The sequence below is a fragment of the Corynebacterium lujinxingii genome (assembly GCF_014490555.1).
In the GTDB taxonomy this organism is placed as follows: domain Bacteria; phylum Actinomycetota; class Actinomycetes; order Mycobacteriales; family Mycobacteriaceae; genus Corynebacterium; species Corynebacterium lujinxingii.
In genome coordinates, this window is sequence record NZ_CP061032.1 from 417,239 (window position 1) to 442,382 (window position 25,144).

The following is a 25,144-nucleotide window of genomic DNA, read 5'->3' on the forward strand; positions in this document are numbered from 1 at the left end:
TGATTTTTCGTTTCAGGGTTTCCCCCGATGTGCCCTCAGGCGCACCCGTGCAACGATGGGCGTTATGTCTGCGTTGTATCCCCGGCTGACCCGGAACCGCTCCCGCCGCGTTGTGGCCGGCGTGGCCTCCGGTGTGGCCGACCACCTGGGGGTGGAGGACAAATGGATGCGCCTGTTCTTCGTCGCGGCGAGTTTCGCGGGCGGGTTCGGCGCGCTGCTCTACGCCGGTTTGTGGATGTTTACGCCCCTGGACGACAGTGGGGCGCAGCGCCAGCGCCCGGGGACGATGGATCTTGCGCTAGTGGTGCTCGGGTTTGCAGGCGCGCTTATTGCGCTGCAGCTGTCCTCGGGCGCGGGCGCCACGGTGGTGTTTGTGCTCGGCGTGCTCATTGTCGGGGCGGTGATTGCGCTGCAGGCCTACGACCGCGGCACGGGGTCGTGGGGCAACATCGCCGCGCTGATGTTGGGTGCGCTGCTGGTTATGGCCGGGGTGCTGGCAGTGGCGTTTGTGGGCGAAAGCGCCGGGGTTGGCGGCGTGGTGGTCTCCGTGCTGGTCACGGTGGTGGGTGTGGCGGTGCTGGTTGTGCCGCTGATAGCCAAGCTGGCCAATTCGCTCGTCGCGGAGCGGGAGGCGAAGGCGGTCGCGGACCAGCGCGCGGAGATTGCCTCACGCTTGCACGATTCGGTGCTGCAGACCCTCGCGCTGATACAGAAGCAGGCGGGCGATGCGGATGAGGTCGCCCGCCTCGCGCGCGCCCAGGAGCGCGAGCTGCGGGCCTGGCTTTTCGACGACTCCGTGCCCAACCACACCACCACCTTCGCCGCCCTGCAGAAAGCGGCCGGCGAAGTGGAGGACGCCTTCCGCGTAGTCATCCAACCGGTCACGGTGGGCGAGGATGTCGCCTTCGACGAACGCACCGAGGCGATCGTGCTGGCCGCGAGGGAGGCAATGGTCAACGCCGCCAAGCACGCCGGTGTGGACACCATCGACGTTTACGCGGAGCATCTCGCGGGCAGGCTCGAGGTGTTTGTGCGCGACCGCGGTGCCGGTTTCGATCCGGACGCCATCCCGGCCGATCGGCACGGTTTGCGCGACTCCATCGTGGGCCGCGTTCGGCGGGTTGGGGGAGAGGTGCACGTGGTGTCGTCGATAGGCGATGGCTCAGAGGTGGAGATAGCGTTAGAGCTATGACGAGTGTGTTCTTGGTGGACGATCACTCCGTGTTCCGTGCCGGGGTGAAAGCGGAGCTGGCTGCCGCAAGCGGCCAGCTCGAGGTCGTCGGTGAGGCCGGCACGGTTGCTGAGGCGGTGCGTGGGATCGAGCGCACGCGCCCGGACGTGGTGCTTTTAGACGTGCACATGCCCGACGGCGGCGGACTGGCCGTGCTCAAGCGGGCGCCCGGCCCGGCGTATCTGGCGCTGAGTGTTTCCGACGCCGCCGAAGACGTCATTGCCCTGATCCGTGCCGGTGCGCGCGGGTACGTGACCAAGAACATCGCAGGCGCCGAGCTTGCAGAGGCGATTGAGCGGGTGCGCGGCGGGGACGCGTACTTCTCGCCCCGGCTGGCCGGGTTCGTCCTCGACGCCTTCGCCTCCGGGCCGGTGGTGGAGGAGGACGACCCAGCGGTGGATTCGCTGACTCGCCGCGAGCTCGAGGTGCTGCGGCTGCTCGCGCGCGGCTACATGTACAAGGAGATCGCCGAGCGGCTGTTCATCTCTGTGAAGACGGTGGAGACGCACGCGTCGAACATCCTGCGCAAGACACAGACCTCCAACCGCCACCAGCTCACCAGGTGGGCGGTGGCGCGGGATTTGGGCTAGAGCACGCCCGCCTGGGTGAGCAGCGATAGCGCCGTTTTATCCGTTTCCTGCAGCATGAGCGGGTCAGTGCCCGGCATCGGCGAGATCGTCGTGTCCGCCCACTGCGAGCCAGTCGGGATGCCGACGATGTGCAAGCGCGCATCCAACGTGCCGTCGGGGTGGACGGCGCGGCGGGTGGCGTCGTCGGTTTCCGGGGAGGCGGTGCAGTTAAACGGGCGGACGCGGGCGGCGTCGATAAGCGAGCGGCTCAGCGGGTCGACGGCGTTGCGGATGTCGGGGGAGGGCAGGAAGGCGTCGGCAAGCGCGGTGGCGGTGGTGGTGCGCCCGTGGCTGGTGGCCACGTATTCGTCGTCGCTCGTATCGACGACCGGCGCAGGGCCCACAAATGTCACCAGGCCCGCGTCGGCAAGCGCGAGCAGCTCGCGGGTGCGGAACAGCGGTGGGCCCGAGCCGACCATCTGCCCGAACGCCATGTACTGCGACAGTGCCCGTTCGCGGGGCCCGCGGTCGTTTTCCGTGGCGATCGCGCTCGGCTTGCGGCCAGCGGAGATCGCCCACAGCCCGGCCTTGAGTGGGGAGTCCCAGGCGGCGACGGCCTCGTCGATATCCCGCGCCATGTCGTCGGTGATGTGCCGCTGCAACTCGTCGAGCGTCAGGTCCGCCGTGCCGGCGAGCGGGTCGATCCAGAACGCCATGTCGAACGGCTCGTCGGAAAGGTTCGCGGTGGTGTCGGTGAGCGCGCGGGCGACCGGTGCGATGTCATCGGCGCTGGCAGCTGCGCTCAGGTCCGCGGCGTCGATGGCGGCGAGGATCTCGTCGAGCGGCGCCTTCAGTGCTTCCGGGCGCACGCGGGCGAGGACCCGGTAGTACTCGGCGTAGGCGTCGCGGGCGAGCGCGGGCCACAGGTCGCGGCCGAAGGACACCGGTGCGGTGGAGACTTCGATGGCTGCGCGCAGGCGCGACAGGTCGGCCTTCGGCGGCAGCGAGTGGTACTCCGACTTCGGCAGGTAGGGGTAGCCGCGCCCGGAGGTGACCACGAAATGTGGCTCCTCGCCGGACGCCTCGTAGTGCAGGCCAGAGCGGGTCGAGGCGTCCTCGACGAACCGCCCGCCCCGGTTGATGGTGGTCAGCGCCATGAGGTCGAAAAAGCCCATGCCCATGCCGCGTACCAGCAGTCGTTCGCCGGCGCCGATGCGGGACACATCCTGCTCCACCGGATTGTCGGCGGGGATGTACGTGAGGCCGGATGCGGCGAACTTCTCCTGTTCTGGCGATGGGGCGGGCACGACCCAGCCGGTGGCCAGCACGGTAGCGTCGACGTGGATGACGGTGTCGTCGTCAAGCAAAAGTGCGTCCCCTTCGAGCGACACTGCGCGGGCGTGGTGCTCGATCACTTCCACGTTGTCGGGGAGTTGTGCGAGCGCGACCTTCCACACCCAGCGCAAGTACTCGCCGTACAGGGCGCGCGACGGGTTGGACTCGGGGCGGGTGTCGCGGATTTCCTCGGCGAATGACTCCGGCGCGTCCGGGGTTTGCAGCCACTCAAACATGGTCGGGCCCTGGAGTACGGGGGCGGTGACGGTCGCACCAGGCTCGGTGAACAAGGTCACGGCGCCGGCGAGGGTGTTCATGCACAGCGTGCGCGTTTGGGTGGTGTCCCAGATGCGGCCGGCGCCGAGTTGGGCGTCGTCGATGATGTGCAGGGTGAGCGGTTGACCGCCGCGCTCGTTGAGAAAGGCGGCGATGCGTTCGGTGATCGAAATGCCGCGTGGGCCTGCGCCGACAATGGCGATCGATGCTCCCACTGGGTGTTACCTCCTGGTTTGGTTGTTGCGCCACACGAGGTCGTCGTCAAGCGACTGCGGCGGCTCGGGGTGGCTGGCGTAGGCGACGAACCAGAGCAGCAGGAAGACGACGAAGCCGCCGAGGGTGATGCGGCTGTCGCCAGCCTCGTGCGCGGTGGGCACGAAGATGATCGGCCCGAGGATGAGCCACCACGCCGTACGGCGGTCCTTGCGCTCGGCGGGGGTGAGGGTGTTTTTCGGCACCATGATGGCCCTGCCAGGGCTTGCTGTCTCGCCGATGCGCGGCATGAGCAACCAGCACAGCAGGTAGGCGAAGATGCCGCCGCCGAAGACGAATCCGGTGAGGACGAACGCGATGCGCACCGCGACCGGATCGTGGCCGTAGCGCGCGCCGAAGCCGGTGCACACGCCGCCGAACACGGCTTTGCCGCCCTGGTCTTTTGGGATGCGCCGCGGGCGGGTTTGCCACATGTGCCGCAGGGATGTGTTGCTAGCCATGGGCCCCATTATGCGTACGCGAGCCGACGCGTGCCGTCGACGTGCGGGTACAGCAGCCATGCGGCACCTGCTGCGAGGATGCCGGTAAGCAGCGAGGCCACCGCGGACCACCCGACGAGCGGTGCGAGCATGAGCGCCAACCACCACAGCATGGGCGGGAGCATCATGCTTAACGACGGCACCCTGGCCACGTTGTGCGCCTCCGCAAACGCCTTGAGCTGCTTGCGGTAGGGGTGTGCGAGCGTGGCCGTGACGGCGGCCACGACGCAGATAAGCGCCACAACCGCCTTGATACCCAGCGGCGCTTGCGAGACCATCACACCGATCGATCCGCCCACGCCGGCGGATCCAACCGCACGCACGACTGCGGGCGTGGGGATCGGGGTGACGCGGTTTTGGACGTCGGATGCGCTGATGGGGATCATGGTGAGGGACGTTACCAGGTCTCACCCACCCCGCAGTGTGCGAAAATATGTTCGACCATTGACGTTGCCTGTGTCGTACCCGAGGTGCATACTACTTGGCGTGAGTGGAACACCTATTCGAGCGACTGCAACGGCAGTAGAGGACCTGCGGGGAGCGGGTGAAGTGCCTGCTCAGCCGACCCGTGCCGAGCAGATCGCTGACCTGCGCGCCCGCATGGCCGCGCTCGGTGGGGAAGTGCCGCAGGAGGTTGCGGCCGATACAGAAACGCTCACTGTGGGCGGTGGTCTTTCGACTGTGTTGCCGAACGGCGGATTGCCGCGCCGGGCGGTCACGCACGTCAGCGACACGCCTGCGCTCGTCGTCGAGCTGCTCGGCCAGGTGGTGGGTGCCGGCGGCTGCGCGGGGGTGGTGGGCTGGCCGGAGCTGTCGTACGCCGCCGTCGCCGCCGATGCGCTCGAGCGGGTGGTTGCGGTGCCGGAGCCGGGCATCGACGACCTCTCTGTCGCCGGTGTTCTCGCCGAGGGGTTGGACCTGGTGGTGCTGCGCACCCGCACCGCGCTGCAACTCACCCCGGTGCGTGCGCGGCCCCTGCTGGCCCGGATCAGAAAAGGCCAGGCCGCACTTGTGTGCGTCAACGTTGCGGTGCCCTCGCCGGCGCTGACGGTTGCGGGCACGCTCGCGCAGTTCCACGGCATCGGGCGGGGTACCGGGCGGATCACCGGCATCGACTTCGACGTGCGAGCCGAGACCAAGGGGTACCGCCCGGCAAGTGCGCGGGTCACGCTGGGCGTTGGTGTGCAACCGCGGAAGTTGAGGCTGGTCACATGAGGACCGCCGCGCTGTGGTTTCCGGACTGGCCCGTGCAGGCGGTGAAATTGGAGTCCGGCGACGAGTTGGCGGAGCCTGTCGCCATCGCTGCGCACCACCGCATCAAGGTGTGCTCGCAGGGTGCCCGCGAGGTCGGTGTGCGCCGCGGGATGAAGGTGCGCAACGCCCAGGCCGCCGCCCCGGAGTTGACGGTGGTGGACGACAACCCGGACCGCGACGGGCGCATGTTCGCAGCCCTTGCGGCGGGGCTCGACGACGTCGCGGCAAGTGTGGAGGTACTGCGCCCGGGGCTCATCGTCGCTGACTTGGCTGCGGCCGGGAAATTTCACGGCAGCGAGGACAAAGCTCTCGAGATGCTTATCGACGCCGCCTCGCGCCGCGGCATCGACGCCCTCGCCGGCGCCGCCGACGAGATCGCCACCGCCGTGATCGCGGCACGCTCGTCGCAGGTGGTGGCGCCGGGGGAGTCGAAAGCGTTTCTGGAAACGCAGTCGCTCGGTGTGCTCGTCGCCGAGGAGGCGCTCGGCGCGGACACCGGCACCGTCAAGGCGCTGGGACAGTTGGGCATTGCCACCCTCGGCCAGTTGGCGTCGCTGCCCCCGGCGGCGATGACCACTCGCTTCGGCCAGCCCGGCATGCTCATCCACCGCATCGCCGCGGCCGCGCCGGACCGCCGGGTCGCCCCCGAGATCCCGGTGGAGGACCTCGCCGTGGCGATCACCCCGGAGGATCCCATCGAGCGTGTCGACGCCGCCGCGTTTGCCGCCCGCGCCCTCGCCGCAAGCCTGCACGAGCGGCTCAAAGAGGCCGGCCACAACTGCCTGCGGCTGAAAGTGACGGCGGAACTCGGCGACGGTACCCGCGTCGAGCGCGTCTGGCGCACCCGCGAAGCGCTGACCGAGGCCGCCACCGCCGACCGCGTGCGCTGGCAACTCGACGGCTGGCTCACCGGCGGCGGCGCCGGCGAAATCACAAGTCTCATCCTCGAACCACTCGAACTCGCCGCGCCTGAACCCGTCGGCGAATTATGGGCCGACGGCGCATCCACCGACACCGCCCGCCGCGTGGTGGAGCGCGTCCAGTCCCAGCTCGGCATCGAAGCCGTCGTCCAGCCGCGGCTCGTCGGCGGGCGCGGCGTGGCAGAGCGGGTGCAGATGGTGCCGTTCGGGGAGGCGGGGCCATCTGCAGATACGCATGCGTGGCCCGGCGCCATCCCCGCGCCACTGCCCGCGCGCCTCGGCGGCGGCATCGACCACCCGGCCTCGCGCATTTCGCTTATCGACGACACCGCGCAGCCCATCATCGTCACCGCCGAGGCCCTGCTCTCGGCAGCCCCGTACGCGATGGCATGGGGTGAGCGGCGCTTCCTGGTCACCGGGTGGGCAGGGCCCTGGCCCGTGGACGAGGGATGGTGGACGCAAAGCGACATACCCGCGGGAAGGCTCGCGCGCATGCAGGTCGTCGGCCGCGAAGGTGGGCCCGACGGCGCTGTGACCGGGTGGCTGCTCGTGTGGAGCCGCCGCAGCTGGCGCGTGGAGGCGGTGTATTAGTTCTGCACTAGTTCTGCACTAGTTCTGAACGATGTCGACGACCACGCGCTTCGGGTCCTCGAGCACCTGCACCGAGTAGGGCAGGGCGGAGCGCAGGCCGACCACGACCTGGCTGCGGCCCTCGTAGGTGCCGGCGCTGATGACGTCGATGACGTTGCCGGTATCGCCCGCCATCTTTACCGGCACGTCCGGGTCTTTGCCGAGTTCAAACGGGTAGACGGTGCCGTCGACGTTGATGTTCAAAAACGCGTTGCCCGCCACCTTCAGCGGCTGGGCGACAGTCTCCTGCATCGGGGTGGAGGTGTAGTCGACAAACCAGCCCGGGTCGCCGGTGCCCTCCAGGTCCACCACCACGCGGTCGAAACCCTCGTGGGCACCGACGCGCACACCGGTGACCACCAGTTCCGACGGGGCGGACGGGCGCAACGACTTCGGCGACGGGTCAGCCGTGCCGAGCGGCTCCACGCGTTGCCCGCCACCCGACAGGCTGCTGGCCACCGTCTCGTCGGTTCCACCGCCGGGGATGCTGCAGGCGGTGCAGGTGGCGATCGTCGCCAAGCACACGCCCGCAAGCGTCGCACGAAGGGAACCGGAAATTCGAAGCATTCAGCCACCGTATCCAGCAGGTCGGGCAAGGCCAAACGCAAACGGGCGAAAACAGAATTAGTTACACAACTGTTACAACCTGGATGACCGTCCAAGAGGTTAGGGCACACTTAGCTAAGGTGGTGCGCATGCAACAATTGCCCTGCTCAGATGTTGAGGTCGAACCGCTTCCGGGAACCGCGAAACCCGGCTCCACCTACGTCCTCTTCGAGTGGCCGGAAGCATGGCCGCGGGACGTGTTGGGCGATAACGCGCTTGGTAGCGAACTCACGCCGAACATCGCCGCGCACCTCGACGAATACGACGCATCGATCCTGCTCATCCGCCACCCAACAAGGGAGGGGCGCGATATCGACGACCACCACCTCTATCTCGTCTTCGCCGACGAAGGCGTCACGGAGGTTCTCCACGTCGACGGGCCCGAGGCGATTTTGGACCTCGACCTTTCTGGGCCCGGCAAAAACGGCGCGGACACCCGCGAGCGTCCCCTGCTGCTGATCTGTACCCACGCCAAGCGCGACGTGTGCTGCGCGGTCAAGGGCCGCCCCGTGGTCAACGAGCTGCACAAGCGCCACCCGTTCGGCCCTGGCAACGACGTGGTGTGGGAAACCTCGCACATCAAGGGCCACCGCTTCGCACCGACGATGCTGCTCATGCCGTGGGCGTACAGTTTCGGACGCATGAACGTCGAGGCCACCGACGCGATGCTCGCAGCCGCCACCCGCGGCCGCTACTTCGTGCCCGGCAACCGCGGGCGCGGCACCCTCGGCCCGGTGGAGCAGGCCGCCGAGATCGCCGTGGCCACCGAGATCGCCGGCGCGCGCTACGGGGAGTTCGACGTGGCCCCCGCGCGTATCGACGACACCACCGCCACCGTTCAAGTCACCGCCTCCGACGCGGCGTACACGGTCACGCTGGAGCGGCGCCCGGTCTCCGGCATTGTGGATTCCTGTGGCAAGGAGCCGAAGGACGGCGAGGCCTGGGTGGCCGTCGAGGTGCGCCGGGCCTGATCTGCTCGGGCGAGATCTGCTAGTTGATGTAAGGAGTAACTAGCAGATTCGCGCGTTGTTGAAAGCAATGTTCAACGCGATCTGGGGAAACGGAGAAGTTGGACGGTTGATCTGCTAGTTGGTTGTAAGGAGCAACTAGCAGATCCGCCCGGGCGGGTCACATGTACCCGCCCAACACCTCCGATACCGACCCGATGACGTGGTCGGTCGCCGCCTGCACGTCGGCAGGCGAGTGGCGGAACGAATGTGAGTGGTCGGCAAAAGCGTGCATTGTGAGGTCGTTCCAGGAATCGCCGAAGGTGTAGAGCTCCACGTCCGCCCGGTCGATGCCGAGTACGCCGAAGAGCTCCTGGATCCCGGAGCCTTTTGACCGCCCCGGCGCCATCAAGTCGATGTAGTCCTGGTTTTGGGCGACCTCGACCGAGCCGAGCGTGGTGGCCCAGGAAACGACCTCGGCACGCAAGCCGGCATCGTCGGGGACCCAAAGGGGGATGACGGCGAACTGGTGGTGGGGGATGTCGTCGATACGCATGGGCGCGAAGTGCGCGGTGAATGAGTGGGTGCGGGCGGTGGTGTTGGCGAAGACACCGTCAGTGTGGCCGAGCGTGGTGCCGAAGATGGCGAGGCCGTCGCGGTGGCCAAACTCAGCGAGTACGGCGCGCAAAATGTCCCCGGAGATTTCGTGCCCGAAGATGAGTTCGCGGTTCGCGCCGTCGGTGGCGGACGCGCCGTTGGACAGCACCTGATAATCGAACTCAAGCCCGCTGCCAGCCATGCCGCGGGCAAGAGCCGTACGGGAGCGGCCGGTGGCAGAAATGGCAAGATGCCCGGCTTGACGCCAGGCATCTATCGCGGCGATGCCCGCGGGATCGAACCCGTGGGGAGGGTGGTGGAGAGTGCCATCGAAGTCGAACGCCGCTACCTTCATGGCACCCGAACTTACCGGCGCATGACCTTCTTCGACAGCCAGTTGCCCAGGAACTGAGCGAGCTGCACGATGACGACGATGACCAGCACGGCCGCCCAGGTGACCTGGGGTTCGAAGGCGCGGTAGCCGTAGACGATGGCGAAGTCGCCCACACCGCCGCCGCCGATGTAGCCGGCCATGGCGGACATGTCGATCACTGCGATGAAGATGAAGGTGTAGCCCAGGATCAAGGGACCCAGCGCCTCCGGCAGGATCACGGAGGTGATGATCTTCCAGGGGCCTGCGCCCATGGAGCGCGCAGCCTCGATCACACCGGGGTCGATGGCCACCAGGTTTTGCTCCACGATGCGGGCCACGGTGAAGGTGGCGGAGAAGCACATCACGAAGGTTGCCGCGGCGCGGCCGATGGTCGTGCCCACGACCTCGAGGGTCAGCGGGTAGAGCATCGCGATCATGATGATGAACGGGATGGGCCTAAAGAAGTTCACCGCCACGTTGACCAGGGTGTAGACCACGTTGTTACGCAGGATGCCGCCCGGGCGGGTGGTGTAGAGAAGCATGCCCAGCAGCAGGCCGAAGAAGCCGCCGACGACCATGGTGATCGCGACCATCCACAAGGTGTCGCCGATTGCCTCGAGGAAGGTGGGGCCGAGGTTGTCCCAGTTCGGCTCGGCGAGCAGGAACTCGGTGGTGCCTGAAGTCATCGGGTGATCTCCTCAATCTCGGTGGTGGCCTGCAGCGTGGACAAAAACTGGTTGATGGCGGCGTTGTCGCCGTTGAGGCGCACCGTCATCTTGCCGAAGGAACGCTCCTGCAAGGTGGTGATGCCGGCGTGCACCGGCTCGATCGCCACACCACGCTCGCGCGCGGCCTCGGCGGCGCCGAAGAAGCCAGAATCCTCGGTGAGGTCCACGGTGAACAGGCGGCCGGGTTTCGCCAGCAGTTCGGCACGCTCGACCTCGTCGGGGCGGTTGCGCAGGCTGGTGGCTGCGAAGCGCTTGGCCACGTCGGTCTGCGGGTCGGCGAACACGTCGTAGACGCTGCCGTACTCCACCACGCGGCCGTCCTCCATCACGGCGACCTTGTCGGCGATGGAGCGGATGACATCCATCTCGTGGGTGATCACCACGATGGTGATGCCGAGCTCCTCGTTGACGCGGCGCAGGACCGCGAGCACCTCTTGGGTGGTCTCGGGGTCGAGGGCGGAGGTGGCTTCGTCGGCAAGCAGAAGCGACGGGTTGGTCGCCAGCGCGCGGGCGATGCCGACGCGCTGCTTCTGGCCGCCGGAGAGCTGCTCCGGGTAGTTCGAGCCGCGCTCGGAGAGGCCGACGAACTCGAGGAGTTCCTCGACGCGGCGGGCGCGCTCCTTTTTCTCCACACCGGCCAGCTTCAGCGGGTATTCGATGTTGCCGGCGGCGGTGCGGGAGGAAAAGAGGTTGAACTGCTGGAAGATCATGCCGACGTTGCGGCGGATGTCGCGCAGTTTGCGCTCGGACATGCCGACGACGTTGGTGCCGTCGAGAAGCAATTCGCCCGAGGTGGGCATGTCGAGGCCGTTGATGAGGCGGACAAGCGTGGACTTGCCAGCACCCGAATAGCCGATGACGCCGAGGATTTCACCTGGCTCGACGGTCAGGGTGACGTCGTCGACGGCCTTGACCTCGCGCTCTTTGCTCTTGAAAACCTTGGAAACGTTCCGGAACTCAATCCGGGTGCCGGTTGTTGCCATCTACTTGTACTCCTCCACGAGTCGGTCGAGGATCTCGTTGAGGTCCTCCTTGGAGCGCTGGACCTGCACGGCGGTGCCGTTGGAGTCCTCGTTGAGCGCCGCGGTGACTTCCTCAGACTGCCAGACGTCGACCAGCTTGGCGTACGTCTCGTTGTCCAGGTCATCACCAGAGACGGTGAAGACGTTGATGTACGGCTCCGCCAGCTCCGAGTTCGGGTCGTCCGCGGCCACGGAGGAGGCCGGGTCGATGCCCGCGCGCGCCAGCCAGTTGTTGTTGATGATCGCCGGGCGGCCCTCGTTGTAGGCGTTCGGCGTCTGGGAGGCGTCGACTGCGACGACCTCGACCTTGGAGGCCTCCTTGTCGATGTCCGCCGGGGTCGGCATCAGCTTCGGCGCGCCTTCGCGCACCTTGACCAAGCCGGCCTGGACCAGCACGTTGATGGCGCGGCCCTGGTTGGACGGGTCGTTCGGGATGGCGACCTCGGTGCCCTCGATGCCGTCGAGGGAGTCGTGATCCTTCCAGTACAGGCCGAGGATGTTGATCTCGCCGGAGCCGATGATGCGCAGGTCCTCGCCGGCGGTGGCGTTGTACTGGGCCTGGTAGTTGATGGTCTGGAACTTCGAGATCTCAATCTGGCCCTCGACCTGCGCCGGGTTGACCTGCGGGTACTCGGTGAACCGCATGATGTCCAGATCGATGCCAGCCTTCTGCGCCTCGTCAGCGAACACGCTCCAGGCCTTCTGGTCGGCGTCGGTGGTGCCGATCTTGACGGTCACGGCATCGCCGTCGCCATTGCTTGCCGACGAATCCGTCTCCGACGAGCAAGCCACCAACGACGTCGCCGCGAGGGCGGTGGCGGCCACTGCCGCCAGGTAACGCTTGGTACGCATATTCACGCGGTCCTTTTCTTACTTGTCCTGCAGACGGTCGAGGATGTCGTTGAGCTCGCTCTTGTCGCGGTAGACCGGAACCGAGGTGCCCTTGGAGTCCTTTGCCACGGCTTCCTCGACCTCCGGGGTCTGCCAGAGCTCGACCAGCTTGTTCAGGGTTTCGTCGTCAATGTCCTCGGAGCGGGCCGCGAAGACGTTGATGTACGGCTCGGCCTCCTCGGAGTTCGGGTCGTCTTCGAACACGGCCAGGCCCGGCTCGATGCCGGCGCGGTCCAGCCAGGTGTTGTTGATGATCGCCGGGCGACCCTCGTTGTAGGCGTTCGGCGTCTGGGACGCGTCGACCGGGGTGACGGTGACCTTGGAGGCGTCCTTGTCGATGTCCGACGGGGTCGGCGCCAGCTCATCCGCGACGTTGTCGCTCAGGGTGAGCAGGCCAGCCTGGACCAGCACGTTGATGGCGCGGCCCTGGTTGGACGGGTCGTTCGGGATGGCGACGGACTCGCCCTCAATGCCGTCGAGGGAGTCGTGGTCCTTCCAGAACAGCGCCAGCGGGACGATCTCGGTGGAGCCGACGACGCGCAGGTCCTTGCCCGCGGACTGGTTGTACTCGGCGAGGTACTTGATGTGCTGGAACTTGTTCACGTCCAGCTCGCCCTGTGCGAGTGCCTCGTTGACCGGGGAGTAGTCGGAGAACTGCACGATGTCGAGCTCGATGCCGTTGTCGGCCGCGAGGTCTTTAAACACCGTCCACGCTTCCTGGTCGGCCTCGGTGGTGCCGATCTTGATGGTGGTGTTCTCGCCCTCTGCGGCGGTAGTGGTGGCGTTGTCCTCAGATTCGTTGGAGCAGGCGACCAGGCCGGTGGTCGCCAGAGCGGCTGCGGCCACGGTTGCGAGGGTGCGCTTGATACGCATGGGGGTCTCCTTGTGTATAGGGAATGTATGACGGGTGAAAATCTATCACCCCGTGTACCGCTTAGTCTATTTTTTAGTACAAAGCAGTTTGCCGACCTGTTCTAAGGGTGGAACACAGTTTCGAATTGTGTTAGCGTTTCGGCCATGAGATTCAACGGGGGAGCGTCGCTGTCGTGGTCGCGGCTCGAGCGCATCCTCTCCGGGCGCCCCGGCCCGGAGCCGGTGCCGATCGGACACACCGGCACACTGGCGGGTGGGGCCTATGGGCCGGTGTCTCGGGAGGTGCTGGTGGTGCGTCGTCGGCAAGCGACGGTCCCGTTTGCAGAGTTGCACGCGGTGTCGTCGTACAGCTTCCTCGGCGGGGCGAGCGAACCAGAGGACCTCGTGGCTCGCGCCGCTGAACTGGGATTGAGCGCGGTCGGGCTGCTGGACCGCGACGGGTTTTACGGTGCGGTGAAGTTCGCCGAGGCTGCCGCGGCTGCTGGGATCGACACCGTCTTCGGCGCGGAGCTAACACTGGACGACAGGGTGCTGCCCGTCATCGCCCGCGGGCCGGAAGGTTACAAACGGCTCAGTCACCTCATGGCGGACGCGCACATGGCCACGCGTGAGAAGGATAAAGTGGCCTACCCGCCGCTGGAGTTGATCGGCGCGGAGTTGGGCGGCACCTGCGTCGTACTCGCCGGGTGGGCGTGGGCGGATGAAATCGATCACCTGGTCGATGCGTTCGGTGAGGGCAATGTCGTGCGCGAATACGAGGTATCTATGACGCCCGAGGATACAGATAGACACGCGTTGCTCGACCGTTTCGACCACCTGCCGGCCGTGGTGACCGCCATGCCTGCGGCCGCCACCCGGGACCAGGCACGGCTGGCGGCGGCGAAGCGGGCGCTGGCACGTCGGGAGGTGCTCGCCCAGGCGCACCGGGATTTGCACCCGATGGGGGCGAACTGGCTGCGCTCCGGCGAACAGCTCGCGCAGATGCTGCCCGGCTGCGAGTCGATGCTGGACTACAGCGTGGAACTTGCCCGCGCGTGTGCGTTCACCCTCGACCTGGTCGCGCCGGAGTTGCCGCGCTATCCCACCCCGGACGGGCGCAGCGAGATGGAGCACCTGAGAAACCTCACGTTGGCGAGCGCGCAGGTGAGGTATGCGTCGCGGGAGGCGGGGGTTCGTCGTCAAGCGTTGGTGCAGATCCGCTACGAACTCGGCGTGATTGAGGAGCTGAACTTCCCCGGGTATTTCCTCATCATTTACGACCTGGTCTCGTTTTGCTCCGCGCAAAACATCATGTGCCAGGGGCGGGGGAGCGCGGCGAACTCTGCGGTGTGCTTCGCTCTGGGGATCACCAATGTGGAGCCGATTGAGGCGGGGCTGCTGTTCGAGCGGTTCTTGTCGCCCGACCGCGACGGCCCGCCCGATATCGACCTGGATATCGAATCCGGCCGGCGCGAGGAGGTCATCCAGTACGTCTACTCGCGTTATGGCCGCGACAACGCGGCGCAGGTGGCGAATGTGATCACGTACCGGACCAAGGGGGCGGTGCGCGACGCCGCCCGCGCGCTGGGGTTCGCCCAAGGAGCCGCCGACAGCTGGTCGAAGGGGCTTTCCGACCCGCCCGAGGCCGTGCAACAGTTAGCCGCCCAGTTCAAAGGCCAGCCGCGACATCTGGGCATCCACTCTGGTGGCATGGTGATTTGCGACCGCCCCATCGCGGACGTGGTGCCCGTGGAGTGGGCACGCATGGCGGATCGTTCGGTGGTGCAGTGGGACAAGGACGACTGCGCCTCGGCCGGGCTGGTCAAGTTCGACCTGCTGGGCCTCGGCATGCTCGAAGCGCTGCACCACATGGTGGATCTGGTGGAGGAAACCACCGGCCGCACAGTGCGCCTGTGGGAGCTTTCGCTTGACGACGACCACGTGTACGACATGCTCTGCCGCGCCGATTCCGTCGGCGTGTTCCAGGTGGAATCCCGCGCGCAGATGGGCACCCTGCCCCGGCTCAAGCCGCGGCGGTTTTTCGACCTGGTGGTGGAGGTGGCCCTGATCAGGCCGGGCCCGATCCAGGGCGGGTCGGTACACCCGTACCTGAGGCGTCGCGACGGGTTGGAGCCGGTGACCTACGACCACCCTGTGCTGGAGAAGTCCCTGGGCAAGACGCTTGGCATCCCGCTGTTTCAGGAGCAGCTCATGCAGATCTGCGTCGACGCCGCCGGCTTTTCCGGCCGCGAGGCGGATGCGCTGCGGCGAGCGATGGGATCGAAGCGTTCACCGGCGCGGATGGCGGCGTTGAAGTCGCGGTTTTTCGAGGGCTGTTGGCGCACCAACCAGATTGACTCGGACGTCGCCGAGGGGCTCTGGCAGAAGATCGTGGCCTTTGCCGCCTACGGGTTCCCGGAATCGCACTCGCAGTCGTTTGCCTCGCTGGTGTACTTCTCCGCGTGGTTCAAGTGCCACTACCCGGCCGAGTTCTGCGTGGGGCTCTTACGCGCGCAGCCGATGGGGTTTTACTCCCCGCAGTCGCTCATCCAGGATGCCCGCCGGCACGGGGTGGAGGTGCTGCCGGTGTGCGTGAACAACTCCGGGTGCGAGGCACGCTGCATCGATTCCTCCACCATCCGCATGGGGCTGAACCTGGTGCGGGGCTTAGGCGTGAACGCGGCTTCGCGGGTTGAACAGTCCGCGCCGTTTGCCGACATCGCCGACCTGTCCCGCCGGGCTGACCTCTCCGTGGAGCACGTCGAGGCGCTGGCGCGGGCGGGGGCGCTGGATTGCTTTGCAGTGTCTCGTCGTCAAGCACTGTGGCAGGCGGGCGTGGCTGCCACCGAGCGCGAGGGCATGCTGCCGGGGTTGTCGTCGGTGGTGGCGCCGTCGCTGCCGGGCATGAACCCGTTCGAGTTGATGGCCGCCGACGTGGTGGCCACCGGTGTCACGCCCGGGCTCATGCCGGTGGAGATGGTGCGCTCCGCGTTGTCGGCGCAGGGCGTGGTGCCGGCCGCGGAGCTGTTACATGGCGTGGAAGACGGCACCCGCGTGCGCGTGGCCGGCGTGATCACCCACCGTCAGCACCCGGCGACTGCGGGTGGGGTGACCTTCTTGGGGATGGAGGACGAGACCGGGCTGATCAACGTGGTCATCTCCGTCGGGCTGTGGAACAAGCAGCGGGTGTTGGCCCGCACCGCCAAAGCACTGGTTGTGCGCGGGATCGTGCAGAACGCGTCCGGGGCGGTGTCTGTGGTGGCGGATCGGCTGGAGCCGCTGGCGATGGGGGAGCTGCTCTCGCGCGGGTCGCGGGACTTCCGGTGACGGGCGCGAGCCGCCGTGCATTCTCGTAATCGATGACGACATGGATTTTCTCGGCGGTCGAAGCGCCGTTCTGTTCCACATAGCCAATTCCGGGTTAAGCGACAAAATGTGTGTCTGGATTCGTCGATTTGTTTGAGATGATCAGGGGTTTTCCGGAAAGTATATGCTCCTGGGGCTTATATCTGCCCCATGGCGGCGAAATACCGGGGTGTGACAGCAGTGTGTGGTAACAGCCGGTGTTGGCTTGATCAATGCCGAAGAATCGACCTCGCTGCCAGGTGTGCGGCGGCGAGATGAAACGCAACGGAAAGACCTCTGCCAACCGCGCTCGGTGGCGGTGTAAAACCTGTGGCGCCTTCACCACCGAAAGACGCTCCGATACCGCTAACTCTGCGCGGTGTGCTTTACGAGGCCGTGATACAAGCAAGCGGGGTATGGCTGGTTCGCTCTTCGGTTCGTCGCAACTAGATCTATGGCGCCAGTGAACGGGCGACGCACGAGTGAGGGGGGTTAGCTATTTTTTTCCAATATCCCTTACGGATACGTGACCTGTAAGGTTTTCTCCCGGAAAGCAGATGGGGCTTTTTCCGAGATTTTCTCGTCTTTCATTGATGGAAAAAACGAAATGAGAAAATTGAGGGACGATCTGCACCGCTGGGAACTCCTCCCTCAACTTATACGTGATGTCCCAACCCTTGTCGTACCACCGAAACCGATCGAATTCTTCTTTCCACTTAGGTCGCTCGCGAAAGCTGTCAGGTTCCTCGATGAAATTTAATCCAAATTCTCTCGTCCACTCAAGGATCTCGTTTCCCAAAGCAGGTTCTATGCCTAAATCCGCGGGAAGATAGTAGCCCCTTCCTTCGGAACCGGTAAGTACTAGTTCTTTAGAAGGCCACAAGGAACTTGGATGGCTATATTCTGGCCGGAGGAAAATTTGATGGCATTCCACGAAACTAGGCTACCGTCAATTTTACTGCCACGAAAGTGGAAGCCCCTTGACGCATCCCGCCCATTCTGCCCCGCGACACGCCGAGCCAGACACACTTTTTGACCCTTAACCCTCAATTCCCCTACCCCGTTTGATCAAAAAACCGCCAATCCCCAGAGGGGAAGGCGGGAGTAACGCCAGTAACTACCCGGGGTGGCTCAATTGCCAGCAGGTAGAGCGATTTCCCTTTTCGCTCCGTTTCTACGTGTGAGGGTCAGGATGTGAGGGGTCCGCCGTCGCTGTGCCGGCCGTTTTTCGGCGATGGCGACCCCTTCACATCCTTCCCCTCACAAGTAGCGGCGGCTCACATCCTGCCCTTCGCATCTGGGGCCGGAAACCAGGCTGGATGCTTACTTCTAAACGCTTATTGCTCGAGTGGACCCCGCTGAAGATCCCATGTCGAGGAGTAATCATCCTGCAGTAAGTAAGTAAGTAAGCATCCTCGGTCAGACCCGGCACACCCAGCCGCCACCGCTATCCCCGCCGACACCAACGGCGAAATGAAAACCGGCTGGTAGCGTAATCGCCATGTCAGATGCGCCCCCTGAGCAGCAGAACCCGCAACAGCAGAACCCACAGCAGCAAAACCCGCCCCAACCCCTGCCCACCTCGGTAGAGACGATGAACAAGGTCTCCCCGAAGTTGATGTGGCCGAAGTTGGTCAGCAACGCCATTTGGTTCGTCATCGTCTGTGGCGGGCTCTACCTGTGCTACCGGGAGTGGGGCTGGGGTTTTCTCATCCCGTTGGGCATTTTCGCGGTGTTTTTCATTTGGCGGTTTTTCCTCATCCCGTTCCAGGTGCACAACATGGGCTGGCTGGAGACGGATAACGAGTTGGTGCTGAGCACCGGCAAGATGTTCCACACCATCACGGTGATTCCATACGGGCGTATCCAGTTTGTGGATGTGGAGTCGGGCCCGATTTCGCGCTCTCTGGGGCTGAAGGAGTTGAAGGTGCATACGGCGTCGAGTTCGTCGAATTCGGATTTGCCAGGCCTGCTGGAAAGTGACGCGGATGCGTTGCGTGACCGCCTGGCCGTCAAGGCCCGCGAGCGGATGAGCGGCCTGTGAGCACAAGCGTGTCGACGATCCCCGGTATGGAGGGCTACCGCCACGTCCATCGCCTGACTCCGCTGCTTCGTGTGTGGACGTTTCTGCTGGCCCTAGCCACGATTGCCGTGTTCAACTTCACCATGCCGATCTACCACTGGGTGCAGCGCGAAAACGTCGGGGTAGCACAGATCGCGTGGGGCATCGGCGGGGTTGTGGCAGCGCTGGCGGTGATTTTCGCGGTGTCGCAGATTTGGTGGCGGCGCAGCGGCTTCAAAATCGGCGACGAAGAAGTGGAAACGCGCAAGGGCGTGCTGACCAACCAGGTGCGTTCGGCGCGCTACGACCGCGTCCAGGCCGTCGACGTCATCGAGTCGTTCGCCCCACGCATCTTCGGCCTCGCGTCGGTGCGCATCGAGGCCGCCGGCACCGCGGATTCCGCCATCGACATCACGTACCTGCCGCGCGACGAGGCGGAACAAGTGCGCCGTCAGCTCCTTGCCCGCATTGGCGGCCCCACGAAACAGTTGCTTGACGACGACCCCAGCACCGGCGAGCTCGTCCCACCCATCCCAATCCACCGTTCTTTGGTGGGCACCGCGTTCCAGATGTCGACGCTGTTCACCATCGTGTGGGCGACGATCCCGCTGTGGACGGACCTGTCGGCGGCGGCGATCGTCCCTGTGGTGGTGGGATTTTTGCCCCGGATCTGGCGAACCATCGACCAGTCGTGGCGGTTTACGGCCACGCAGGATGGGCAGGTGTTTCATTTGACGTACGGGCTGGCGAATCGTCGTCGGCAAGCAATGCCCCGCACCCGCATCCACGCGGTGCAGTTGCGCCAGCCGATGTTCTGGCGACTGTTCGGATGGTGGACGGTGTCCGTGGTGGTGGCGGGCTACGGCTCGGAGCGCAACAAGCAGACCGGCACGTCGAAGATCCTGCCGGTGGGCACGTGGGAGCAGGCGAAGGCGGTCGTGGATGCGATCGGGCCCATGACCGGCGACGAACTCACCGACCTGAACAGTGCGCAATACCGTTCTCCACGCAGCGCCCGGTGGGTCTCGCCGATCGATTGGAAGCGACAGACGGTGACCGTCCGCAACGGTGCGATCGCGGCGACGGCGGGGCGCATAGGCCGGTGGTACCAGATGGTGGACATCCCGCACGTCCAGGAACTCAGCTACGAACAGGGCCCGCTGCAGCGCCAACTCGGCATCGCGGATGTGGACCTGCACCTGGTCCCGGGGGCGTTTCGCGTGGCGTGTCGGGATATGGAGGAAGGTGCGGCGCGGGAGGTCGTCGATAAGCTACGCGCCCGCAAACTTCCGCCGTTGTCAGATCCCGCCGACGAAGCCGAGCTGGCGCCACGCCTCGTAGACGGCGAGTGAGACTAAGGTAAGTTCAGAGGGTCAAGAAAGCACGGTGTTCCCTCGCTCTTTGTGAGATGTTTGCGTGATTCCGTACCGGTAGAGAGGATTGGAATTTACGATGCCAAGGATTTGATCCATTGCAGTTTGACGTCGCGATGGAACCTGGAAAAGTGCGATGTTGGCGAATGCCATCAGCTGGGATTTCGGGTCTACAGATCTTAGATCTTTGTTAAAAACTTTGGGCTTTTTCGGCGAGTTGTTGGCTGGGCGCATCCATAAACGCGCATGATGACAAATCAGATTTCGAGTGACCGCTAGTGACTCAACACCGGTCGAGAAGACACCAGCATTAATCTCCATCGCCCTCGCAATCTTCCGCCAAGTTCGATTCGCGGCACTTTCAGTGTGCGCGTCGCTTGCCATGATGAATTTTCCTAGCTGACCCAAAGTGAATGCATCAATCGCACCCCAAAGTTCAATATCGCTTACGAGTTCTAGACATTTGTCGTGGTCTGCCGCGGTGTATCGGCGTGGGGGCTCGACCCCCATTTCTGCGGCACGCAGTTTGATCTTCTCAACTACGTAGTCTTCGTCGTAGCGGTAGAGTTCTTTAAGAATTCCTGCGACAACATCTCTAGCCGTGTATTCCCGCGATAACGGCTGCAATCGCTCCTCGTTCAAGTAGCTAGTAGGGCTGTTTTCTTCGCAAAAACACTGAACGGTGAGGTTGCGTAAGTGAAGCTCGGCATCTCTAATCAGGCTGAAAAGCAGCGCCGAGATCTGTCTGTCAATATCGATCAAGTCGAAAACATCTTGCGGATTGGGGGCGCCAGAGTAAATCCCTCTGCGTTGCAGCATTCCATAGTTTTTGGCGTAGCCAAGAAAGTAATGGAAATTAATATGGTCGAGTGAGGAAGTTTGGTCATCGGTAAGCGGAACGTTGCCGAAGTACCCCTTCTGTTTTATTAGAGCAGCCTTTTGCTCGGGAGTCGTCAGATATGGCTTGATGCTCAATATTCTCGCTCGCTTTATAAGAAAAGGACCCCTGGTGGCGCATCGTGGAGAGGCTTTGCAGGGGGACCGTTGAATTTGAATATATATTAACAGCCGAGGGCTGGCCAAAATTACTCACTATTACCCCCGTTTGTAGATGGCGTAAGCAGTGTTCGCTTACCACTGTTCAGTTGGAAGCAGGCATCTTAAACTGTCCTCATGGTCGCAAGAATCGTGAGAAACGAAGAGGGATTCTTGGTCGCTGTCGGCTCATCTGAGGTCACGGACGAAGATGTCCGGCTGTTGGTTGCGGATCGTCTGGAATCGGTACGCGAGTATCTAGATCCCGCCGACGAAGCCGAGCTGGCGCCACGCCTCGTAGACGGCGACTGACGCGGAGTTGGTCAGGTTCATGCTGCGCCGCGCCGGCAGCATGGGGATGCGCACCTCGCGCGTGATCCGCGGGTGGGCGAGGTGCTCCTCGGGGATGCCGGTGGCCTCGTTGCCGAACAGCAGCGCGTCGCCGTCCTGATACGACACCTCGTGGTAGTGGTGCTCGGTGTGCGCGGTGAACGCGAAGATGCGTGAATCGGGGATGGCGTCGAAGCAGGCGTCGATGTTCGGGTGGATGATCACGTCCGCCAGGTCGTGGTAGTCCAGCCCTGCGCGTTTGAGGTGTTTGTCGTCGAAGTTGAAGCCGAGCGGCTCGACAAAGTGCAGTTGCGCGCCGGTGTTCGCGGCCAGGCGGATCGCTGCGCCGGCGTTGCCGCCGATGGCCGGGTTGTCGTAGATCAGGTGGAGCACGCCTGACAGTCTAGGATTGGAGCTGTGACTGCGATCAAACTGGACGGAAAACTCTACCGCGAGGAGATTTTCGCGGACCTGCGCGAACGCGTTGCGCGGCTGAAAGAACAGGGCATCACCCCGGGCCTGGCGACAGTGCTCGTCGGCGAAGACCCCGCCAGCCAGAACTACGTGCGCATGAAGCACAAGGACTGCGAAGAACTCGGCATCGCGTCCATCATGAAGGAACTGCCTGGCGACTGCACTCAAGAAGAGCTCGAGGCGCTTATCGACGACCTCAACACCGACGATTCCGTCACCGGCTACATCGTCCAACTGCCGCTGCCGAAGCACCTGGATGAAAACCGCATTCTGGAACTGATCGACCCGGCCAAGGACGCCGACGGCCTGCACCCGGTCAACCTGGGCAAATTGGTCCTCAACGAGCCCGCGCCCCTGCCGTGCACCCCGAACGGCTCCATCAAGCTGCTGGAACGCTTCGGTGTTGATCTGAACGGCGCGATCGTGTGCGTGATCGGCCGGGGCGTGACCGTGGGCCGCCCGATCTCGCTGATGCTCACCACCCGCGACGTCAACGCCACCACCGTGTTGTGCCACACCGGCACCAAGGACCTGGCCGCGGAGACCCGACGCGCCGACGTGGTTATCGCCGCCGCCGGCAAGCCGCACATGATCACTGCAGACATGATCAAGGAGGGCGCCGCGCTTCTCGACGTCGGAGTCTCCCGCGTCGACGGCAAAACCGTCGGCGACCTGCACCCGGACGTGTGGGAGAAGGCCGGCTGGGTTTCCCCGAACCCGGGCGGTGTCGGCCCGATGACCCGCACGTTCTTGGTGCGCAACATTGTGGAAAGCGCCGAGCGCCAGGCGGAGCAACTTGCTTAACCCTCCGTCCGGCTTGACGCTGGACAACCCCCACGACCGCGGCCTCGCGCCGTCCATGCTGCCGCTGTGGGCGCAACGCGCCATGGCCGGGGTGTTTCTCGTCGCGTTCGTGCTCTCCGGCGTCTATGCCGCCACCGAGCACTGGCGCCGCGCCACGTTCACCCTCGGCGCGGCGATGCTGTGGCTCACCCTGGTGCGCCTGATGTGCGACTCCAAGGTGATCGGCCTGGTGGCCGTGCGTTCCAAGCGTTTCGACGCCTTATTCACCACCGTCCTCGGGGCGGCCATGATGTGGCTGTCCTGGTCGGTGGACGCGCTGGGGTCTTAAATGTCGTAGGCGCCGCGTTCCGCAGCCACCTCGCGCGCGGACGGCGTTTCGTGGGTGAGGGTGATGAAGTTACGCAGGATCCGGTCCATCTGGCGCGCCTCGACAAGAAACGCGTCGTGACCCACCGGGGAGGACAACTTCGCCATCGCGAGCAGGTTGCCCAGGTTACGCGAGAGGTGTTCCTGCTGGTGGTAGGGGTAGAGAATGTCGGTATCAACCCCGACGATCATCGTCGGCACAGTCGACGATGCCAGCGCCTTGTTTAGCCCGCCGCGCCCGCGACCTAGGTCGTGGCGGTTTAACGCTTCGGTGAGGATGACGTACGAGGCGGCGTCGAAACGCTTGGTCAGCTTTGTGCCCTGATGCTCGAGGTAGGACTGCACGGCGAAACGCTGCCCGTCCTCCCGAAATGCGCCGAGGGGGTTCTCGCCGGATTGTGAGCTAGTGCCGAATCGCTCGTCGATCTCCAACTCGCCGCGGTACGTCAAGTGTGCGATGCGCCGCGCCGCCGCGAGCCCCGCATCCGGTGTCCGGCCACTGCCGTGATAATCGCCGCCCTGCCAGTCCGGGTCCTGGGTGATCGAGGTGATCTGCGCAGTCTGGATACCGATTTGCCACGCACTCGCGCGTGCGGACACCGCCAGCACCAGCGCGTAGTCCACCTGCTCGGGATAGAGCAGCGTCCACTCCAGCACGCGGGCCCCGCCCATCGATCCGCCGATGATGGCGTGGACCCGGCCGATACCGAGCGCATCCAAAAACGCGTGCTCGGCGTGCACCATGTCGCGTATCGACACCGCCGGGAATCGCGAGCCCCACACCCCGCCGTCCGGGTGCTCGCTCGCCGGGCCAGTCGACCCGTAGCAGGATCCCAGCGCGTTGGTGCAGATCACGCACCACTCGTCGGTGTCCAACGCCTTGCCCGGGCCGATCGCCTCGCACCACCAGTCGTTGGCTTCCGTTCCTCCCGTGAGCGCGTGCTCGACGATGATGATGTTGTTCTTGCCGTCGAGGTCGCCTTTCGGTGTGCCCCATCGTCGATAAGCGATGTGCGTATCGACGACCACCGCGCCCGCCTCGGTGGCGAGGTCGCCGATCGCGACGGTGGCGAGTTGTCCTTCCGGAGCCAGCTCCACGGGCGGGTAGGGGTGATTATGATTCGCCATGCACCGCAATCTAGTCCGCTTGGTCTGCAGTTGTGTACCAAGCGGTCTAGTGGTGTGGTGTGGCCTTGGCGTTTAAGTGAATAAAAACCGTTTGGGAACCGTGTGCGGGTTTCGCGCGTCTGAATACGCATGGGGATCGACAGAGAAAAACAGGACGTGCTGGACGGATGGGACGCGAGGAAGGAAGCGTTGCGGGAGTTGGTCGTCGATACGCGACGGCTCACACACGGGTCCTTCCCCGACGGCGATTTTGTGGAACTGGATCCGGTGATCTGGTTTCCCGCGGACGAATGGGCGGGGCTCGCATACCACGACAGACAGTGGCTGCGCGTCGAAGCAGCCGCCATGACCAGCGCAAGCGCCGTGCTCGTGGGACGCTCCGCCGCGCGGAAGTTGGGCATGTGGGTCATCTCCGCCGGGGAGGAGCGGGTGGAGGTGGCGTTGCCTTCACGTGGATCTTCTAAAGAACGCAGGCAAAGTGGCCGCTACAAGTTCCATCACTCGCCGTTGCGTGCCGACGAACAATTGGTCTACGAAGGCCACCGCGTGACCAACCCAATCCGCACCTTCATCGACATCGCCCGGCACCACGGTTTTGTCGAAGGGCTCATTGCCGCCGACTACCTGCTGCGGCGTGGGAAGAACCGCAGTGACATCGAACAAGCAATCCGGCGGATGGGCAGGGCGAAGGGCATTGCGGTGGCCCGGCGGTGTTTGGAGCATGCGATCGACAACTCAGATTCGCCGTACGAGTCCCTGGCCAGGGCACTCTTGATCGAAGCAGGCATTGGCCCCGTCGTCGCACAGGCCCAAATCGAACGGTATTACGCCGACCTGTTGGTGAAAGGCTGGCTGATCATCGAGATCGACGGGGAGATCAAATACGAAGGCAACGACGTCGACGAAGTGCTTCGCGCCGAGCGTCATCGTCAAAAGCGGATCGGCAACAAAGGGTATGTATTCCTTCGGTTCTCGCCGTCGTTCCTGCGGAAGCATCCGGAAAAGTTCATCGCCGAGGTCCGGGCCGCGTTGGCCGGCGCCGTACTTGTCGGAGAACGCATCGCGCAGTGATGTTGGGCTAGATGTGAGGGGCAGGATGTGAGCCCGCTCTACTTGTGAGGGGCAAGATGTGAGGGGGTCGAGTAGTCAGGAATGCCCCTCGACGGCGAACGGCGACCCCCTCACATCTTGCCCCTCACATCTTCTCTAGGACCACATCCTGCCCCTCACATTTGGGCGACGGA

The 25,144-nt window shown here is 64.6% G+C and carries 23 protein-coding genes and 1 pseudogene; 12 read left to right on the forward strand and 12 right to left on the reverse strand.

Annotated elements, in window-relative coordinates:
• The first annotated feature begins 64 nt into the window (after positions 1-64).
• Both IAU68_RS02020 and IAU68_RS02025 read left to right on the forward strand, forming a co-directional pair.
• Complete coding sequence (locus IAU68_RS02020; RefSeq protein ID WP_171194284.1) at positions 65-1,192, forward strand: ATP-binding protein; 1,128 nt, start codon at positions 65-67, stop codon at positions 1,190-1,192.
• Positions 1,189-1,821, forward strand: coding sequence for a LuxR C-terminal-related transcriptional regulator (locus IAU68_RS02025; protein ID WP_171194283.1), 633 nt, complete (start codon positions 1,189-1,191; stop codon positions 1,819-1,821). The genes IAU68_RS02020 and IAU68_RS02025 overlap by 4 nt, the downstream gene beginning before the upstream one ends.
• On the opposite strand, the gene IAU68_RS02030 is transcribed toward IAU68_RS02025, so the two are convergent.
• The 3 genes from IAU68_RS02030 to IAU68_RS02040 are packed head-to-tail and all read right to left on the reverse strand — an operon-like array spanning position 1,818 to position 4,549.
• A complete protein-coding gene (locus tag IAU68_RS02030; RefSeq protein WP_171194282.1) occupies positions 1,818-3,626 on the reverse strand; it encodes an FAD/NAD(P)-binding protein in 1,809 nt (602 codons plus the stop codon). The two genes, IAU68_RS02025 and IAU68_RS02030, sit on opposite strands and share 4 nt — an antisense overlap.
• A gap of 6 nt (positions 3,627-3,632) precedes the next feature.
• On the reverse strand, positions 3,633-4,124 hold the full coding sequence (locus IAU68_RS02035) for a PspC domain-containing protein (RefSeq protein WP_231699063.1): 492 nt from the start codon (positions 4,122-4,124) through the stop codon (positions 3,633-3,635).
• Between the two features lie 8 nt (positions 4,125-4,132).
• A complete protein-coding gene (locus IAU68_RS02040) occupies positions 4,133-4,549 on the reverse strand; it encodes a hypothetical protein (protein ID WP_171194281.1) in 417 nt (138 codons plus the stop codon).
• A gap of 100 nt (positions 4,550-4,649) precedes the next feature.
• On the opposite strand from IAU68_RS02040, the gene IAU68_RS02045 reads away from it, so the two are divergent.
• Together IAU68_RS02045 and IAU68_RS02050 are read left to right on the forward strand one after the other, a co-directional pair.
• Positions 4,650-5,378, forward strand: a complete 729-nt coding sequence (locus tag IAU68_RS02045; protein ID WP_231699064.1) for a hypothetical protein — start codon at positions 4,650-4,652, stop codon at positions 5,376-5,378.
• A complete protein-coding gene (locus IAU68_RS02050) occupies positions 5,375-6,928 on the forward strand; it encodes a Y-family DNA polymerase (protein WP_171194280.1) in 1,554 nt (517 codons plus the stop codon). The genes IAU68_RS02045 and IAU68_RS02050 overlap by 4 nt, the downstream gene beginning before the upstream one ends.
• A gap of 18 nt (positions 6,929-6,946) precedes the next feature.
• On the opposite strand, the gene IAU68_RS02055 is transcribed toward IAU68_RS02050, so the two are convergent.
• Positions 6,947-7,534: an AMIN-like domain-containing (lipo)protein gene (locus IAU68_RS02055; protein ID WP_171194279.1), complete on the reverse strand. Its 588-nt coding sequence runs from the start codon at positions 7,532-7,534 to the stop codon at positions 6,947-6,949.
• Positions 7,535-7,662: 128 nt separating this feature from the next.
• Here IAU68_RS02055 and IAU68_RS02060 point away from each other — a divergent pair, with 128 nt between their 5' ends.
• The gene (locus IAU68_RS02060) at positions 7,663-8,544 is read left to right on the forward strand and encodes a sucrase ferredoxin (protein WP_171194278.1); all 882 of its coding nucleotides are present in this window, start codon (positions 7,663-7,665) and stop codon (positions 8,542-8,544) included.
• Positions 8,545-8,701: 157 nt separating this feature from the next.
• Here IAU68_RS02060 and IAU68_RS02065 read toward each other — a convergent pair whose 3' ends face one another.
• Genes IAU68_RS02065 through IAU68_RS02085 form a run of 5 tightly spaced genes read right to left on the reverse strand, consistent with a single transcriptional unit; the run spans position 8,702 to position 13,004 of the window.
• Positions 8,702-9,472 carry an HAD family hydrolase gene (locus IAU68_RS02065; RefSeq protein WP_171194277.1) on the reverse strand — a complete coding sequence of 257 codons (771 nt, stop codon included), beginning with the start codon at positions 9,470-9,472 and terminating at the stop codon, positions 8,702-8,704.
• Positions 9,473-9,483: 11 nt separating this feature from the next.
• Positions 9,484-10,176 (reverse strand): methionine ABC transporter permease, encoded by a 693-nt coding sequence (locus tag IAU68_RS02070; RefSeq protein WP_171194276.1) that lies wholly within the window; start codon positions 10,174-10,176, stop codon positions 9,484-9,486.
• Entirely contained in the window at positions 10,173-11,201 is a 1,029-nt protein-coding gene (locus IAU68_RS02075; protein WP_171194275.1) for a methionine ABC transporter ATP-binding protein, read from the reverse strand. The genes IAU68_RS02070 and IAU68_RS02075 overlap by 4 nt, the downstream gene beginning before the upstream one ends.
• A complete protein-coding gene (locus IAU68_RS02080; RefSeq protein ID WP_171194274.1) occupies positions 11,202-12,092 on the reverse strand; it encodes a MetQ/NlpA family ABC transporter substrate-binding protein in 891 nt (296 codons plus the stop codon).
• An 18-nt stretch (positions 12,093-12,110) separates the two neighbouring features.
• Positions 12,111-13,004 carry a MetQ/NlpA family ABC transporter substrate-binding protein gene (locus IAU68_RS02085; RefSeq protein ID WP_171194273.1) on the reverse strand — a complete coding sequence of 298 codons (894 nt, stop codon included), beginning with the start codon at positions 13,002-13,004 and terminating at the stop codon, positions 12,111-12,113.
• A 144-nt stretch (positions 13,005-13,148) separates the two neighbouring features.
• On the opposite strand from IAU68_RS02085, the gene IAU68_RS02090 reads away from it, so the two are divergent.
• From IAU68_RS02090 to IAU68_RS02105, 4 genes and pseudogenes are all read left to right on the forward strand, one after another.
• Positions 13,149-16,310 carry an error-prone DNA polymerase gene (locus IAU68_RS02090; protein WP_171194272.1) on the forward strand — a complete coding sequence of 1,054 codons (3,162 nt, stop codon included), beginning with the start codon at positions 13,149-13,151 and terminating at the stop codon, positions 16,308-16,310.
• 251 nt (positions 16,311-16,561) lie between these two features.
• Positions 16,562-16,714: pseudogene (locus IAU68_RS02095) on the forward strand (transposase-like zinc-binding domain-containing protein); the annotation flags it as partial.
• A 1,115-nt stretch (positions 16,715-17,829) separates the two neighbouring features.
• Complete coding sequence (locus IAU68_RS02100; protein WP_231699065.1) at positions 17,830-18,372, forward strand: PH domain-containing protein; 543 nt, start codon at positions 17,830-17,832, stop codon at positions 18,370-18,372.
• A complete protein-coding gene (locus IAU68_RS02105) occupies positions 18,369-19,742 on the forward strand; it encodes a PH domain-containing protein (protein ID WP_171194271.1) in 1,374 nt (457 codons plus the stop codon). The genes IAU68_RS02100 and IAU68_RS02105 overlap by 4 nt, the downstream gene beginning before the upstream one ends.
• 21 nt (positions 19,743-19,763) lie before the next feature.
• On the opposite strand, the gene IAU68_RS02110 is transcribed toward IAU68_RS02105, so the two are convergent.
• Complete coding sequence (locus IAU68_RS02110) at positions 19,764-20,738, reverse strand: Abi family protein (protein WP_171194270.1); 975 nt, start codon at positions 20,736-20,738, stop codon at positions 19,764-19,766.
• Between the two features lie 318 nt (positions 20,739-21,056).
• Complete coding sequence (locus IAU68_RS02115; RefSeq protein ID WP_171194386.1) at positions 21,057-21,530, reverse strand: tRNA (cytidine(34)-2'-O)-methyltransferase; 474 nt, start codon at positions 21,528-21,530, stop codon at positions 21,057-21,059.
• A 15-nt stretch (positions 21,531-21,545) separates the two neighbouring features.
• Between IAU68_RS02115 and IAU68_RS02120 the strand changes: the two genes are divergently transcribed.
• Positions 21,546-22,406, forward strand: a complete 861-nt coding sequence (locus IAU68_RS02120; protein WP_186337536.1) for a bifunctional methylenetetrahydrofolate dehydrogenase/methenyltetrahydrofolate cyclohydrolase — start codon at positions 21,546-21,548, stop codon at positions 22,404-22,406.
• A gap of 55 nt (positions 22,407-22,461) precedes the next feature.
• On the forward strand, positions 22,462-22,734 hold the full coding sequence (locus tag IAU68_RS02125; RefSeq protein WP_171194384.1) for a DUF3017 domain-containing protein: 273 nt from the start codon (positions 22,462-22,464) through the stop codon (positions 22,732-22,734).
• Here IAU68_RS02125 and metX read toward each other — a convergent pair.
• Positions 22,731-23,900 carry a homoserine O-acetyltransferase MetX gene (metX, locus tag IAU68_RS02130; protein WP_171194269.1) on the reverse strand — a complete coding sequence of 390 codons (1,170 nt, stop codon included), beginning with the start codon at positions 23,898-23,900 and terminating at the stop codon, positions 22,731-22,733. The two genes, IAU68_RS02125 and metX, sit on opposite strands and share 4 nt — an antisense overlap.
• Positions 23,901-24,029: 129 nt before the next feature.
• Here metX and IAU68_RS02135 point away from each other — a divergent pair, with 129 nt between their 5' ends.
• Positions 24,030-24,971, forward strand: coding sequence for a hypothetical protein (locus tag IAU68_RS02135; protein ID WP_171194268.1), 942 nt, complete (start codon positions 24,030-24,032; stop codon positions 24,969-24,971).
• Positions 24,972-25,144 lie beyond the last annotated feature (173 nt).

Bases quoted from the DNA above. Each gene is read 5' to 3' on its own strand.
- IAU68_RS02125 (WP_171194384.1), top strand. From the start codon at position 22,462: ATGCTGCCGCTGTGGGCGCAACGCGCCATGGCCGGGGTGTTTCTCGTC.
- IAU68_RS02080 (WP_171194274.1), bottom strand. From the start codon at position 12,092: ATGCGTACCAAGCGTTACCTGGCGGCAGTGGCCGCCACCGCCCTCGCG.
- IAU68_RS02090 (WP_171194272.1), top strand. From the start codon at position 13,149: ATGAGATTCAACGGGGGAGCGTCGCTGTCGTGGTCGCGGCTCGAGCGC.
- IAU68_RS02020 (WP_171194284.1), top strand. From the start codon at position 65: ATGTCTGCGTTGTATCCCCGGCTGACCCGGAACCGCTCCCGCCGCGTT.
- IAU68_RS02100 (WP_231699065.1), top strand. From the start codon at position 17,830: ATGTCAGATGCGCCCCCTGAGCAGCAGAACCCGCAACAGCAGAACCCA.
- IAU68_RS02085 (WP_171194273.1), bottom strand. From the start codon at position 13,004: ATGCGTATCAAGCGCACCCTCGCAACCGTGGCCGCAGCCGCTCTGGCG.
- IAU68_RS02135 (WP_171194268.1), top strand. From the start codon at position 24,030: ATGGGGATCGACAGAGAAAAACAGGACGTGCTGGACGGATGGGACGCG.
- IAU68_RS02060 (WP_171194278.1), top strand. From the start codon at position 7,663: ATGCAACAATTGCCCTGCTCAGATGTTGAGGTCGAACCGCTTCCGGGA.
- IAU68_RS02055 (WP_171194279.1), bottom strand. From the start codon at position 7,534: ATGCTTCGAATTTCCGGTTCCCTTCGTGCGACGCTTGCGGGCGTGTGC.
- IAU68_RS02025 (WP_171194283.1), top strand. From the start codon at position 1,189: ATGACGAGTGTGTTCTTGGTGGACGATCACTCCGTGTTCCGTGCCGGG.
- IAU68_RS02035 (WP_231699063.1), bottom strand. From the start codon at position 4,124: ATGGCTAGCAACACATCCCTGCGGCACATGTGGCAAACCCGCCCGCGG.
- IAU68_RS02050 (WP_171194280.1), top strand. From the start codon at position 5,375: ATGAGGACCGCCGCGCTGTGGTTTCCGGACTGGCCCGTGCAGGCGGTG.
- IAU68_RS02065 (WP_171194277.1), bottom strand. From the start codon at position 9,472: ATGAAGGTAGCGGCGTTCGACTTCGATGGCACTCTCCACCACCCTCCC.
- IAU68_RS02040 (WP_171194281.1), bottom strand. From the start codon at position 4,549: ATGATCCCCATCAGCGCATCCGACGTCCAAAACCGCGTCACCCCGATC.
- metX (WP_171194269.1), bottom strand. From the start codon at position 23,900: ATGGCGAATCATAATCACCCCTACCCGCCCGTGGAGCTGGCTCCGGAA.
- IAU68_RS02075 (WP_171194275.1), bottom strand. From the start codon at position 11,201: ATGGCAACAACCGGCACCCGGATTGAGTTCCGGAACGTTTCCAAGGTT.
- IAU68_RS02070 (WP_171194276.1), bottom strand. From the start codon at position 10,176: ATGACTTCAGGCACCACCGAGTTCCTGCTCGCCGAGCCGAACTGGGAC.